General features: G+C 58.8%; 12 protein-coding genes. 4 read left to right on the top strand and 8 right to left on the bottom strand.

What is annotated here, in order from left to right; translation table 11 throughout:
* Positions 1–47 precede the first annotated feature (47 nt).
* Positions 48–1,514: an IMP dehydrogenase gene (guaB, locus tag C1N60_RS05390; RefSeq protein ID WP_021506568.1), complete on the bottom strand. Its 1,467-nt coding sequence runs from the start codon at positions 1,512–1,514 to the stop codon at positions 48–50.
* Positions 1,515–1,682: 168 nt separating this feature from the next.
* Here guaB and xseA point away from each other — a divergent pair, with 168 nt between their 5' ends.
* The 4 genes from xseA to C1N60_RS05370 all read left to right on the top strand — a co-directional run bounded on the left by xseA (position 1,683) and on the right by C1N60_RS05370 (position 4,800).
* A complete protein-coding gene (gene xseA / locus C1N60_RS05385) occupies positions 1,683–3,050 on the top strand; it encodes an exodeoxyribonuclease VII large subunit (RefSeq protein ID WP_394521477.1) in 1,368 nt (455 codons plus the stop codon).
* A gap of 125 nt (positions 3,051–3,175) precedes the next feature.
* Positions 3,176–4,189: a M4 family metallopeptidase gene (locus C1N60_RS05380; RefSeq protein ID WP_059011394.1), complete on the top strand. Its 1,014-nt coding sequence runs from the start codon at positions 3,176–3,178 to the stop codon at positions 4,187–4,189.
* Entirely contained in the window at positions 4,186–4,515 is a 330-nt protein-coding gene (locus C1N60_RS05375) for a protealysin inhibitor emfourin (RefSeq protein ID WP_021314501.1), read from the top strand. Before C1N60_RS05380 ends, C1N60_RS05375 begins: the two co-directional genes overlap by 4 nt.
* A 102-nt stretch (positions 4,516–4,617) precedes the next feature.
* The gene (locus C1N60_RS05370; protein ID WP_071813581.1) at positions 4,618–4,800 is read left to right on the top strand and encodes a con-10 family general stress protein; all 183 of its coding nucleotides are present in this window, start codon (positions 4,618–4,620) and stop codon (positions 4,798–4,800) included.
* Positions 4,801–4,886: 86 nt separating this feature from the next.
* Here C1N60_RS05370 and C1N60_RS05365 read toward each other — a convergent pair whose 3' ends face one another.
* The 7 genes from C1N60_RS05365 to ispG all read right to left on the bottom strand — a co-directional run bounded on the left by C1N60_RS05365 (position 4,887) and on the right by ispG (position 13,993).
* Entirely contained in the window at positions 4,887–7,325 is a 2,439-nt protein-coding gene (locus C1N60_RS05365; RefSeq protein ID WP_021506565.1) for a glucose/quinate/shikimate family membrane-bound PQQ-dependent dehydrogenase, read from the bottom strand.
* A gap of 329 nt (positions 7,326–7,654) precedes the next feature.
* Positions 7,655–7,882: a zinc ribbon domain-containing protein gene (locus C1N60_RS05360; RefSeq protein WP_132464726.1), complete on the bottom strand. Its 228-nt coding sequence runs from the start codon at positions 7,880–7,882 to the stop codon at positions 7,655–7,657.
* A gap of 84 nt (positions 7,883–7,966) precedes the next feature.
* Positions 7,967–9,457: a ribosome biogenesis GTPase Der gene (der, locus tag C1N60_RS05355; RefSeq protein WP_021506563.1), complete on the bottom strand. Its 1,491-nt coding sequence runs from the start codon at positions 9,455–9,457 to the stop codon at positions 7,967–7,969.
* Positions 9,458–9,633: 176 nt separating this feature from the next.
* Complete coding sequence (bamB, locus tag C1N60_RS05350) at positions 9,634–10,815, bottom strand: outer membrane protein assembly factor BamB (RefSeq protein ID WP_058758300.1); 1,182 nt, start codon at positions 10,813–10,815, stop codon at positions 9,634–9,636.
* A gap of 19 nt (positions 10,816–10,834) precedes the next feature.
* Positions 10,835–11,452, bottom strand: coding sequence for a YfgM family protein (locus C1N60_RS05345; RefSeq protein ID WP_021506561.1), 618 nt, complete (start codon positions 11,450–11,452; stop codon positions 10,835–10,837).
* Between the two features lie 39 nt (positions 11,453–11,491).
* On the bottom strand, positions 11,492–12,766 hold the full coding sequence (gene hisS, locus C1N60_RS05340) for a histidine--tRNA ligase (protein WP_031279395.1): 1,275 nt from the start codon (positions 12,764–12,766) through the stop codon (positions 11,492–11,494).
* Between the two features lie 105 nt (positions 12,767–12,871).
* Positions 12,872–13,993: a flavodoxin-dependent (E)-4-hydroxy-3-methylbut-2-enyl-diphosphate synthase gene (ispG, locus tag C1N60_RS05335; protein ID WP_104188680.1), complete on the bottom strand. Its 1,122-nt coding sequence runs from the start codon at positions 13,991–13,993 to the stop codon at positions 12,872–12,874.
* Positions 13,994–13,999 lie beyond the last annotated feature (6 nt).

Raw genomic sequence — 13,999 nt, 5'->3', positions numbered from 1 at the left:
TAATAATAAAAGCGCCCGGCTGGAGCCGGGCGGGAAATCTTACGGGATTATGAACCCATGCGGTAGTTCGGTGACTCTTTGGTGATGGTCACATCGTGCACGTGGCTTTCGTTGATGCCGGCGCCGCTGATGCGCACGAACTCGGCTTTGGTTCGCAGATCGTCGATGGTCGGGCAACCGGTCAGGCCCATGCAGGAGCGCAGGCCGCCCATCTGCTGGTGCACGATCTCTTTCAGGCGGCCTTTATAGGCAACGCGCCCTTCGATGCCTTCCGGCACCAGTTTGTCGGCGGCGTTATCGCTCTGGAAGTAGCGGTCAGACGAGCCTTTGGACATCGCGCCCAGTGAACCCATCCCGCGGTAGGATTTGAACGCACGGCCCTGGTAGAGCTCAATTTCGCCCGGAGATTCTTCGGTACCGGCCAGCATGGAGCCAACCATTACCGCCGACGCACCCGCGGCGATGGCTTTGGCGATGTCGCCAGAGAAACGGATACCGCCGTCAGCGATGACCGGAATACCGGTACCTTCCAGCGCTTCAACCGCGTCGGATACTGCCGTGATCTGCGGTACGCCGACGCCGGTAACGATACGGGTAGTACAGATGGAGCCCGGGCCAATGCCCACTTTCACCGCGCTCACGCCCGCGTTAGCCAGCGCCAGTGCGCCTGCACCGGTCGCCACGTTGCCGCCGATGATTTCGAGGTCCGGATATTTTGCGCGGGTTTCACGGATACGCTGCAGCACGCCTTCGGAGTGGCCGTGCGAGGAGTCGATCAGCAGTACGTCAACGCCCGCAGCGACCAGCGCATCAACGCGCTCTTCGTTGCCGGCACCGGCACCCACTGCGGCACCGACGCGCAGACGGCCCTGCGCATCTTTACAGGCGTTAGGTTTACGCTCGGCTTTCTGGAAATCTTTAACGGTAATCATGCCCAGCAGGTGGAAGCTGTCGTCAACAACCAGCGCTTTCTCGACGCGTTTTTCGTGCATTTTCTGCAGCACGACTTCACGCGCTTCACCCTCTTTCACCGTCACCAGGCGCTCTTTCGGCGTCATGACCGCGGTCACCGGCAGCGTCATATCGGTCACGAAGCGCACGTCACGACCGGTAATGATGCCCACCAGCTCGTTGTCGGCGTTGACCACCGGGTAACCGGCGAAGCCGTTACGTTCGGTCAGCTCTTTCACCTCGGCCAGCGTGGTGGTTGGCAGCACGGTCTGTGGCTCCGTTACGACGCCGCTTTCGTGTTTTTTCACCTTGCGAACTTCATCCGCCTGGCGCTCAATCGACATGTTTTTGTGGATAAAGCCCAGACCGCCTTCCTGCGCCAGCGCAATCGCCAGACCGGCTTCGGTTACGGTGTCCATCGCTGCAGACAGCATAGGAATGTTGAGACGGATGTTTTTGGTCAGCTGGGTGCTGAGATCGGCCGTGTTGGGTAAAACAGTGGAGTGAGCGGGAACGAGCAGGACGTCGTCAAATGTGAGGGCTTCTTTCGCGATTCTTAACATTGCAATATCTCCACCTGGGGCGTTTAAAACAGATAAAATATTGCCGCGGCATTATACAGGCCGAAATCGGTTGCCTCCAGTGTTTTTTCGGAAAAAGTCTTGATCCTCCGGGGCAGGCATGTAGTATCGGTTAATTAACCCTCTGATTTGAAATTTGATCCTCATCACATGTCGCTACCGCCAACCGCCAATATTTTTACTGTCAGCCGCCTGAACACCACGGTGCGCCAACTGCTGGAAAATGAGATGGGCCTGGTGTGGCTCAGCGCTGAAATTTCCAATTTCACTCAGCCCGCTTCCGGTCACTGGTACTTCACCCTGAAGGACGATGGCGCGCAGGTGCGCTGTGCCATGTTCCGCAACAGCAATCGACGCGTCAGCTTTCGCCCGCAGCACGGTCAGCAGGTGCTGGTGCGTGCCAGCATCACGCTGTATGAGCAGCGCGGCGACTATCAGCTGATTATCGAAAGCATGCATCCGGCCGGTGAAGGGCTGCTGCAGCAACAGTTTGAGCAGCTGAAAGCCCGGCTGGCGGCGGAGGGGCTGTTCGACCAGCAGTTTAAACAGCCGCTGCCGGAGCCGGCGCGCCAGGTGGGCGTGATCACCTCTGCCACCGGCGCGGCATTGCACGATGTGCTGCGCGTGCTGCATCGCCGCGATCCCTCGCTGCCGGTGGTGATCTATCCGACCGCAGTGCAAGGCGTTGATGCGCCCGCCGCCATCGTGCGCGCCATCGAGCTGGCCAACCAGCGTGACGAGTGCGACGTGCTGATCGTCGGGCGCGGCGGCGGTTCACTGGAAGATCTGTGGAGCTTCAACGACGAGCGCGTGGCGCGGGCGATTTTCGCCAGCCGCCTGCCAATCGTCAGCGCCGTTGGGCATGAAACCGATGTCACCATCGCCGACTTTGTTGCCGATCTGCGCGCGCCGACGCCTTCTGCCGCTGCCGAGCTGGTGAGCCGCAACCAGATCGAGCTGCTGCGCCGTTTGCAGTCTCAGCAGCAGCGCATGGAGATGGCGATGGACTATTACGTGGCGCAGCAGCAGCGCCGCTTCACCCGGCTGCAGCATCGTCTGCAACAACAGCATCCGCAGCTGCGCCTGGCACGCCAGCAAACCACGCTGATTCAGCTGCAGCGTCGTCTGCAGGAAGCGGTCGACCAGCGGCTGCGCCTGGCGCGTCGCCAGCAGGACCGCCTGCTGCAGCGCCTGCAATCCCAGCAGCCGCAGGGACGTATTCTGCGCGCTCAGCAGCAGTTACAGCAGTGGCACTACCGGTTGCAGCAGGGCATGGAAAAACAGCTCAATCACAGCCGGCAGCGTTTTGGTACGCTGGCAGCACAGCTGGAAGGCGTGAGTCCGCTGGCGACGCTGGCGCGCGGCTTTAGCGTCACCACCGATGCTCAGGGCCAGGTGGTGAAAAAGACCCGTCAGCTGCATACCGGCGATCTGCTGCGTACCCGGCTGGATGATGGCTGGGTGGAGAGTCAGGTGACGGCGTTACAACCACAGAAGACGCGCAGCCGTAAGGCGTGATAATCTTTTCAGACGCATAAATGGTTGATAACCCCCTGTAAATCGCGCGGGCTGCAGACGCAGCGGCGCACGATTGATAAGCAGGTCTATACTTTCTGACATACCCATCCGTCAGGGAGTTCGACATGCCTTACAGCGTTATTCCTCCGTATATTCTGCGAAACATCATCGATAACTGTTCCGGCGCACAGCAGGATTACGCGCGGCGCACCCTCACCCACGTGCAACAGCTGATGGCGGAACATCCTCACACCGCCAGCGCAGCCAGCACTGCGCAGCCCGGCAGTGTTTTGCGTGCTATCTACGACGCGGGTAATACGCAAAATCTGCCCGGCACCCTGATCCGTGAGGAAGGCCAGCCCGGTAACGGTGACGTCGCCGCAGACGAAGCGTGGAACTATCTCGGCATCACTTATGATTTCTACTGGCAGATCTACCAGCGCAACTCGCTGGACAACAAAGGCCTGAAACTGGATGGCACCGTGCATTACGGCAGGGAGTACCAGAACGCCTTCTGGAATGGCCAGCAGATGGTATTTGGCGACGGCGACGGTGAGATCTTCAATCGCTTTACCATTGCCATTGATGTGGTCGCGCACGAGCTGACGCACGGCGTGACCGAAACCGAAGCCGGGCTGATTTACTTCCAGCAGGCGGGTGCGCTCAACGAATCGATGTCCGATGTGTTCGGCTCGCTGGTGAAGCAGTATCACCTCAGGCAAAGCGCCGATCAGGCCGACTGGATCATCGGCGAAGGGCTGCTGGCGGCGGGTATTAAGGGCAGCGGCCTGCGCTCGATGTCCGCGCCCGGTACCGCCTATGATGATCCGCTGCTCGGCAAAGATCCGCAGCCTGCCGATATGGATCACTATATCGACACGCGCGAAGACAACGGCGGCGTGCATCTTAACTCCGGCATTCCTAATCGCGCCTTCTATCTGGCGGCGACCGCGCTGGGCGGCTTTGCCTGGGAACGGGCCGGTCAGGCATGGTACGACACACTGTGCGACAAGGAACTGCCGCAGGATGCCGACTTCAGCACCTTTGCGCGCTTTACCGTACAGCATGCCGCAAAACGTTTTGATAATACGGTGGCACAGGCGATCCAGTCCGCGTGGCACGAGGTAGGTGTAAGGTGAATATTCAGCTGACCGATGACGCCATCATTGAGCTGGCGCGTGAAGGCGGCATTGCATTTATCCCCGGCCTGCGCAGCGAGCGGCGATTTGCGCTGGCGCAGCTGCCGGAACCGCAGAAGCAGCGCGTGTGCAACGTGCTGGAGCAGGCGCTGCCGCTCGGCGAGCCGGAGGAACAGGCCGCCAGCATCGGGCGCGGCGACCAGCGCTATTTCCGCATCCAGATTAGCTACGCGACTCACCGCGAAGCCGGAACGATTGTGATTCTGATTCCGGAAAACGTTGCGCCTCCTGAACTGCAGGCGCTGTGGCGCGATGGCGAAGAATAACTTAGACAGTTCCCACAGCATCGCCGTAACTAACTGACTATACTGGATAACGTGGCTAGCTAGTCCACATCAAAGAAAATACCCTTAGATGAGGTCTCTGCTATGACACAAACCAAGCAACGAGGCGGTGCCGGGAACTTTGCAGAGGACCCGGAGCGCGCCAGGGAAGCCGGTAGCGCGGGCGGCAAAGTCAGTGGGGGCAATTTCAGGAACGATCCTGAGAGAGCCAGGGAAGCTGGAAGAAAAGGAGGTCAAAAAAGCCGTCGCCCCTCTAAGCAGAAGTAAGTAAGGATCCTTACAGGAAGGAGTACGCCACGGAAGGTTAATAAAAAAGGCCGACATCATGATGTCGGCCTTTCTTTTACTGCGGCTTACTTGCTGTCGGGCAGCGCGTAAGCAATCACGTAATCACCGCGATCCGGCGACTGACGCGCACCGCCTGCAGAGATCAGGATGTACTGTTTGCCGGTTTTCGGCGAAACATAGCTGATTGGTCCGCCCTGGCTGCCCACCGGCAGACGTGCTTTCCACACTTCTTTACCGGTTGAGCTGTCGAAGGCGCGCAGGTAGTAATCCTGGGTGCCGGCAATAAATACCAGACCGCCCTGCGTTGCCAGCGTACCGCCCAGCGTCGGCATACCGACCGGCATCTGCGCATGCATTTTGATACCAAACGGACCGGTATCCTGCACCGTACCCACCGGCACCTGCCACACAATCTGACGGGTCTTCATGTCGATGGCCGACAGCGTACCGAACGGCGGTGCCTGGCATGGAATGCCCAGCGGCGACATGAAGCGGTTTTTGTTTACTGCGTACGGCGTGCCTTTCAGCGGTACCGCACCCATGCCGGTGTTGATGGCTTCACCGCCGTTGCTGGCAGCCGATTTGGTGGTGTCCTGTGGAATCATCTGCACCCACAGGCCGAGACGCATATCGTTAACGAACATGTACTGGTTGTTCGGATCGAACGAGATGCTGCCCCAGTTCATGCCACCGAGCGAGCCCGGGAAGCTGAGCGAAACATCGGTGTCCGGCACGGTGAACAGGCCGTCATAACGCATGCCTTTAAAAGCAATACGGCAAGCCAGCTGGTCAAACGGCGTAGCACCCCACATGTCTGACTCGGTCAGTTTCTGATTGCCAATGTTTGGCATTTCTACCGAGTGCGGCTGAGTTTTGGTGTACTGCTCGTTCGGGATATGGCCCTGCGGCATCGGCAGCTCTTCAACTTTGGTTAAAGGCTTGCCGGTCAGGCGATCCAGCACCCAGATCATGCCGGTTTTCCCGCCGATCACCACCGCAGGTTTGGTGGTACCGTCCTTCATCGGGAAGTCCACCAGGCTCGGCTGCATTGGCAGGTCGAAGTCCCACAGGTCATTGTGGACCGTCTGATACACCCACTTCTCTTTACCGGTGGTGGCATCCAGCGCCAGCACCGACGCGCCATATTTGTGATCCAGCGCGGTACGGTTGGCACCCCACAGGTCCACCGACGAGCTGCCCATCGGCAGGAACACGGTGTTCATCGCCGGATCGTAAGAGATTGGCGCCCATGAGTTTGGCGTGCTGCGGGTGTAATCCTGACCCGGCATCAGCACGGCATTCGGATCTTCATTGCCCGGGTCAAACGCCCAGCGCATCTGGCCGGTGATGACGTCGAAGCCACGCAGAACGCCGCCAGGCATGTCTGTCTGGACGTTATCCGCGACGCGACCGCCCACCACGACCGTGGTGCCCGCTACCTGCGGCGGCGAGGTCAGCTGATATTGCGGGTCCGGCGCGCTGCCAAGACCTTGCTTCAGATCGACCACACCGTGGTTACCGAAGTTTTCACACAGTTCACCGTTATCGGCGTTGATGGCAATCAGACGCGCATCGATGGTGTTCATCAGGATGCGACGCTGGCAGCTATCGCCCGCCGCCAGCGTTACCGCTGGCACCGGCGTGGAGCCCGGCTGCGTTGGCTGCTGTACCGGTTTGGTGGCATCAAAATACGCCAGACCACGGCAACGGTTCCACACCTGCGCCTGCGCATTGATTTCGCGCTTCCAGATCTGCTTACCGCTGTCGGCTTCCACCGCAATCACGTTGTTGTGCGGCGTACACAGATACAGGGTGTTACCCACCTGCAGTGGCGTTTCCTGATCTTCTGCACCGTTACCGGTCGGGCTGATCGGCGTGTCGCCGGTATGGAACGTCCAGGCAACCTGCAAGTCTTTCACATTGTCGCGGGTAATCTGGTCGATAGCGGCAAAACGGTCACCCTGCGGCGTACGGCCGTAGCTGCTCCAGTCCTGCTGCGGTTTGCTTTTATCTACCGGGATCAGCGGCAGCTGCTTGCCGGTGAAAGCCACAGTCGGATGCGGCTGGAACATCTGGACAAAGGTGACCACCATACCAACGGCAATCACCGCCGACAGCGCATACGAAAGCTTCGCCAGCGAGGCCTTGCCCTCACGCTTACGCAGCGCCGGCCAGGTAATAAACGCCAGCACCATCAGGCCGGCCGGCACCATCAGGCGCGACACCAGCGGCCAGAACTGCCAGCCAGCATCGTACAGCGCCCAGATCAACGTGCCGGCGAAGACCAGAATGAACAGCGTAACCGCCGAGGATTTACGGCGAAAGAACTGAATCGCCGACAGTAACATGACGATACCGGCAATGAGGAAGTACCAGCTGCCGCCCAGGGCCACCAGTTTACCGCCACCGATCGCGAAGAACAGGCCGATCGCCAGCAGGACCAGCCCGAATAACACGGACCAGAGACTCAACCCTTTACCGGGACGAGCGGAATTTTCTGCCATAACACAAACTCTCCTGAAAAAATAACGCGTGGCGGCCGGAATGCGGGAGCAGCCGGTCAATGTCCTACTGACTGAGCAGGGACAGGAAGTTATCCGTTACGCTTTATTTTATATCTGTTGGTACGGGAGCTACGCCCGTTATGCAGCGCTTGTGAGCGAGGCCGCAGGAACAACATTCGCTGGCATTCGCCACAAGGCGGGCAGGATTGTACCATCCGGTACAATTAAAAGTGAACATCCATAACGCGGTAGTTACTGGGCAATAGCATTTTTGCTACAAACGTAGCGCGAAGCGAGCAGCCAGCGCCACTTCGCGCTATCGCAACCCCTCATTCCCTGACGTCTTCCGGGCGATAATGCACGCGCCTGCTTGAGATCAGGCCGTGACCGTGGGTACAGAAATAATCTATGGCACCGCACGCTTTCAGCACCTGCAGCGGCTGCTGGCAGTCGGGACAGCAGGCCAGCGCGGTGAAATGACGCTGGCAGTGCGGGCAATCGAAGCGTTGTTCGCTGTAAGTGAGCGGTTGCTGACAGTGAGGACATGGGGTGAGCATGATGACTCCGGAATCGTGGCTGAGGATCGTGATAAACCGGATGTTACGCCAAAAAAAGAGGGCCCATCCGGGCCCTCATCATGTTTAGCGTTTGTTTTTCTTCAGATGCGATATCAGACGCTTACGCTTACGCTGCTGGGTTGGCGTCAGCAGGTTGCGTTTGCCCGCATACGGGTTATCGCCCTCTTTAAACTGGATGCGAATCGGCGTTCCCATCACGTTCAGCGAGCGGCGGAAGTAGTTCATCAGATAACGCTTGTAGGAATCCGGCAGATCCTTCACCTGATTACCGTGAATCACCACAATCGGCGGGTTATAACCACCGGCATGCGCGTATTTGAGTTTCACGCGGCGGCCACGCACCAGAGGCGGCTGATGGTCGTCAGCAGCCATGTTCATGATACGCGTCAGCATGGAGGTATTTACGCGCTTGGTCGAGCAGTCGTACGCTTCGGTCACGGATTCAAACAGGTTGCCCACGCCGCTGCCGTGCAGTGCCGAGATAAAGTGCACGCGCGCGAAGTCGATAAAGCCGAGACGGAAGTCCAGCGTCTCTTTCACTTCATCTTTAATCTCCTGCGACAGGCCATCCCACTTGTTGACCACAATCACCAGTGAGCGCCCACTATTCAGGATAAAGCCGAGCAGCGACAGGTCCTGATCGGAAATGCCCGCACGCGCGTCAATCACCAGCATCACCACGTTGGCATCTTCAATCGCCTGCAGCGTTTTGATGACGGAGAATTTTTCCACCGTATCAGTGATTTTGCCGCGCTTACGCACGCCCGCGGTATCAATCAGGATGTACTCGCGGTCATCACGCTCCATCGGAATGTAGATGCTGTCACGCGTGGTGCCCGGCATGTCATACACCACCACACGATCTTCACCGAGGATACGGTTGGTGAGCGTTGACTTACCTACGTTGGGACGCCCGACAATCGCCAGTTTGATCGGCAGACCGGTCGGATCGAAGGCTTCTTCCTCTTCTTCCTCCAGCGCTTCACCGTTCTCTTCGGCGGCTAACGCGGCCCAGTAAGCTTCGTTTTCGTCCTCTTCGCTGACTTCCCGCGGCGCGATGTCATCCATCCACGGCAGCAGCGCGGTTTCCAGCAGGCTGGTGACGCCACGACCGTGCGACGCGGCAATCGGGTGAATCTCACCCAGGCCGAGCGCGTAGAAGTCCAGCACCGCAGCATCCGGATCGAGACCATCGGTTTTGTTGGCAACGAGGAACGTCGCTTTATCGCGCGAACGCAGATGATTGGCGATCTGCTGATCCGCCGGCATGACGCCAGCACGCGCATCAACTAAAAACAGCACCACATCGGCCTCTTCAATCGCCAGCAGCGACTGCTCCGCCATGCGGTTTTCCACGCCTTCCTCGGTGCCATCAATACCGCCGGTATCGATAACAATAAATTCGCGCCCTTCCACTTCGGCGCGACCATATTTGCGATCGCGAGTCAGTCCAGGGAAATCGGCCACTAACGCATCACGTGTGCGCGTTAAGCGGTTAAACAGCGTGGATTTCCCCACATTGGGACGCCCAACCAGCGCGACCACAGGTACCATAACACTTGCCTCAGTTTTAAAAATAAATCGCCCGAATGGCGTGATTATAACGGCATTTGCCGTCAGGTTCAGGCCGCAGGCGCCAAGAATATCATGCCTGACTAAAAACAGAACGGCCCCTGACGAATCAGGAGCCGTATCAATGCGTGCGAAACGCTGCCCGTCGGGCCATCGCCTTAACGGGTGATGGCGTAGACCTCACCGCCTTTCGCCTGGATCAGCAGCTTGTCACCGGCCACGACTGGCTCGGTCTGGAAGCCATCGCTGTCCAGTTTCTGCTGCGCCACGAAGCGGCCGTCCAGGGTGTTGATCCAGTGCACGTAGCCTTCGCTATCGGCGACCACCAGGTAACCGTTGAACAGCACCGGAGACGTCAGGTTACGGTGCAGCAGATCGCTCTGACGCCAGATCGCCACGCCGCCATCGGCGTTGAGCGCAATCACGCGGTCATCCTGATCCACCAGATAGATGCGACCGGCATCGACGATCAGATCTTTGACGCCGCCGATTTCACGCTTCCACAGAATCTGACCGGAACGCAGATCCAGCGCCGTCAGGTTACCGTTGTAGGCCAGCGCATAGACCACGCCATTGACGATCACCGGCGTGGTGTCGACATCGTTAAGACGATCGATCTCGGTCGCGCCGCTTGGCTGGGAGATACGCTGCTGCCAGATCAGCTGACCCTGGTTCATGATCACCGCGCTGACGCGGCCGTTATCACCGCCAACAATCGCGCCGCCGAACGCTACTGCCGGCGCCGATTCACCGCGCAGCGACAGCGCTGGCATATCCAGATTCACGCTCCATTTCACCGCGCCGCTGCTCTGATCGAGCCCCTGCAGCATACCGTTGCTGGTGTGAATCAGTACCAGACCATCGCTGACCACCGGACGCGACAGCGCTTCGCCAGCCACTTTGGTCTGCCAGGCAATGCTGCCGTCGCTACTGTTCAGGGCAAATACCTGTCCCCGCTCGCTACCGATGTAGAGGCGATCGCCATTGGCCGTGATACCGCCAGACAGCAGTGCCGAAATGTTTTTCGAGAAGAAGCCGGTCTTCTCAGAGAGGTTCACTTTCCACTTCTCTTTGCCGTTGCTGGCGTCGAGCGCTTTCACGATACCGAAGCGGTCGGCGGCATACACGGTGCCGTCCTGCCAGGCGGGATGCAGATTGGAGTAGAAATCACCCACGCCGTCACCGACCGAGGTGCTCCACGCGGTTTCCGGCGTGAACTGGTTTTCAACCTTCGGCAGCGGGGCCATTTTCACTACATCTTCTTCGCCGCTGAACAGCGAGCAACCGCTGAGCAGAGTGACTGACATCAGCCCTGGCAGCAGGTATTTACGTAATTCCATGTGCGCTCTCTTGACTGGCTTAACTTAAGTTATTCATCTTCATCTGCAGCATCTGCTTCAGCGCAGGAGAAGCCTGCGATTCCGCACCTTTGCTCCAGGCATCACGGGCGCCCTGCTTATCGCCTTTGCTCAGCAGTGCTTCGCCACGAATGTCCGCCACAATGGCTGTCCAGCCATCACCCTTCACATTGTTCAGGGTAGTAAGGGCGGCATCGGCCTGATTTTGCTGCAGTTGAATGCGTGCCAGACGCAGGTTGATCACCGCCTGCAGATTGGCATCTTTGGTGTCTTTCAGCCCGCTCTGTAACAGCGTGATGGCTTTGTCTAACTGGTTGGCGGCAACGTACTGTTTAGCCAGATCCAGCGCGGCCAGCGCACCGTAGGTGTTGTTGTTCTCGCTGGCGAAGCTGGCGACCGCTTCCAGCGTCTGCGGCTTGTCTGCCTGCATGGCGCTGGTCAGCTGCTGATACTGCGCCGACGCGGCTTTGTCCGCTCCTTCCTGATGGCTGCTCCAGAAACGCCAGCCACCCAGCGCAGCGATACCGACGATGACCCCGACCGCCAGCGCTTTGCCATTATTGGCAAAGAAGCGACGCAGCGCATCAACCTGTTCGTTTTCGTTGCTGTAAACTTCCACGCAATCCCTCTCCTTAAAATGCCTGTTGCAGTGCTGCGCTTACTGCAGCAGCGTGTGCAGCGTCGCGGCGGCGTCGCTCTGCGCCAGCGTCTGCTGATCGCCGGTGCGCAGGTCTTTAATCACCACCTGGCCCGCTTTCACTTCGTCTTCGCCCAGCACCAGCGCAATGCGTGCGCCCCACTTGTCTGCACGGGCAAACTGCTTCTTGAAGTTACCGCCGCCGAAGTTGGTCATCAGCTTCAGCGCCGGGTCGGCATCACGCAGTTTTTCCGCCAGTTGCATCGCGGCGGACTGCACGCCCTGCCCCGAAGCGATAACATAGACATCAACAATGCGCGTCGGTTCAAATTCCGGATTCACCGCCTGCACCAGCAGCACCAGACGCTCGAGCCCCATGGCAAAACCGACCGCCGGCGTCGCGCGGCCGCCCAGTTGCTCCACCAGACCATCATAGCGACCGCCGCCGCACACGGTGCCCTGCGAGCCGAGGCTGCTGGTCACCCATTCGAACACGGTGCGGTTGTAGTAGTCGAGGCCGCGCACCAGGCGCTGATTAATGCGGTATTTGATGCCGGCATCGTCGAGCAGCGCACACAGGCCGCTGAAGTGTTCACGTGACTCCTCGTCGAGGAATTCACCCAGCGTCGGCGCGTCGTTAAGCAGCGTCTGAATATCCGGATTTTTGCTGTCCAGCACGCGCAGCGGATTGGTATACATGCGGCGTTTGCAATCTTCGTCCAGCACCTCTTTATGCTGTTCGAGGAAGGCCACCAGCGCGCTGCGGTAGTTGGCGCGCGCGTCCAGTGAACCGATGGAGTTCAGCTCCAGCTCAACGTGGTCAGCAATACCCAGCGCTTTCCACCAGCGATGGGTCAGCATGATCAGCTCGGCGTCCACGTCCGGCCCCTGCAGGCCAAACACTTCGACACCCATCTGGTGGAACTGGCGATAGCGCCCCTTCTGCGGACGCTCGTAGCGGAACATCGGACCGATGTACCACAGGCGCTGCTCCTGATTGTACAGCAGACCATGTTCGATACCGGCGCGCACGCAGCCTGCGGTGCCTTCCGGACGCAGCGTCAGGCTCTCGCCGTTGCGGTCTTCAAAGGTATACATCTCTTTTTCAACCACGTCGGTGACTTCACCGATCGCGCGGCTGAACAGTGGGGTTTGCTCGACGATTGGCAGACGGATTTCACTGTAGCCGTAGCTGGCCAGCACCTGCTTCAGGGTGCCCTCAATACGCTGCCAGATGGCGGTATCTGCCGGCAGGTAATCGTTCATCCCGCGAATCGCTTGAATATTCTTCGCCACGTTAGAATCTCTTAATACAAAAAAACCTGTCCGGCATCATACCTTATGAGGATGAAACCGCACAGGTTCAATCACAACTGGCGTGCGCCGGGCGCACACCGTCCTTTATTTTTCCAGCTGCTGCACGTTGATGCGGCGGCTCTCGTCCAGCATGGTGGCTTTTGCACGGATGCGCGCTTCCAGCTGATCGATCATGTCACTGTTGTCGAGGCGATCGCGCTGGCGCACGCCATCTTCGTAGAAACCGCTTTTCTTGTTGCCGCCGGTGACGCCGAGCGTCGAGACCGTGGCTTCGCCGGGACCGTTCACCACGCAGCCAATGATCGAGACGTCCATCGGCGTGATGATGTCTTCCAGCCGCTCTTCCAGCGCGTTCACCGTGCCAATGACGTCAAACTCCTGGCGCGAACAGGTCGGGCAGGCGATGAAGTTGATGCCGCGTGAGCGGATGCGCAGTGATTTCAGGATGTCGTAGCCGACTTTGACCTCTTCAACCGGGTCGGCGGCCAGTGAAATACGCAGCGTATCGCCAATCCCTTCCGCCAGCAGCAGACCAAGGCCGATCGCTGATTTCACCGCTCCCGCACGCGCGCCACCAGCTTCGGTGATGCCAAGGTGCAACGGCTGATCGATGGCTTTTGCCAGCAGACGGTAAGATTCCACCGCCAGGAACACATCGGAGGCTTTGACGCTCACTTTGAACTGGTCAAAGTTGAGGCGATCGAGGTGATCAACATGACGCATCGCAGATTCGAGCAGCGCCTGCGGCGTTGGCTCACCGTATTTTTCCTGCAGATCTTTTTCCAGCGAACCGGCGTTAACGCCGATACGGATCGGAATATTGTGGTCACGGGCGCAATCCACTACCTGGCGAATACGCTCGTTGTTACCGATGTTGCCCGGGTTAATGCGCAGGCAATCGACGCCGTACTCGGCCACTTTCAGAGCGATGCGGTAGTCAAAGTGAATGTCCGCTACCAGCGGCACGTTGACCTGCTGCTTAATCAGTTTGAAGGCTTCCGCCGCATCCATAGTGGGCACGGACACACGCACGATATCCACGCCGACGCGCTCCAGCTGACGGATCTGATTCACCGTGGCTTCGACGTCCGTGGTACGGGTGTTGGTCATTGACTGAACGGCGATAGGCGCGCCATCGCCAACCGGCACCTTGCCGACGTAAATACGTGTAGATTTGCGACGGATAATGGGTGCTTCGTTATGCATATTCTC

Source organism: Pantoea sp. SGAir0184, from assembly GCF_043544755.1.
Note: the sequence above shows the minus strand (reverse complement) of the source record. Positions and strands in the feature narration are given on the sequence as shown.

What these genes read in the sequence shown, in the direction of transcription:
- C1N60_RS05360 (WP_132464726.1), bottom strand. Translation starts at nt 7,882, where the DNA reads ATGCTCACCCCATGTCCTCACTGTCAGCAACCGCTCACTTACAGCGAA.
- ispG (WP_104188680.1), bottom strand. Translation starts at nt 13,993, where the DNA reads ATGCATAACGAAGCACCCATTATCCGTCGCAAATCTACACGTATTTAC.
- C1N60_RS05370 (WP_071813581.1), top strand. Translation starts at nt 4,618, where the DNA reads ATGACACAAACCAAGCAACGAGGCGGTGCCGGGAACTTTGCAGAGGAC.
- bamB (WP_058758300.1), bottom strand. Translation starts at nt 10,815, where the DNA reads ATGGAATTACGTAAATACCTGCTGCCAGGGCTGATGTCAGTCACTCTG.
- xseA (WP_394521477.1), top strand. Translation starts at nt 1,683, where the DNA reads ATGTCGCTACCGCCAACCGCCAATATTTTTACTGTCAGCCGCCTGAAC.
- C1N60_RS05380 (WP_059011394.1), top strand. Translation starts at nt 3,176, where the DNA reads ATGCCTTACAGCGTTATTCCTCCGTATATTCTGCGAAACATCATCGAT.
- der (WP_021506563.1), bottom strand. Translation starts at nt 9,457, where the DNA reads ATGGTACCTGTGGTCGCGCTGGTTGGGCGTCCCAATGTGGGGAAATCC.
- guaB (WP_021506568.1), bottom strand. Translation starts at nt 1,514, where the DNA reads ATGTTAAGAATCGCGAAAGAAGCCCTCACATTTGACGACGTCCTGCTC.
- C1N60_RS05365 (WP_021506565.1), bottom strand. Translation starts at nt 7,325, where the DNA reads ATGGCAGAAAATTCCGCTCGTCCCGGTAAAGGGTTGAGTCTCTGGTCC.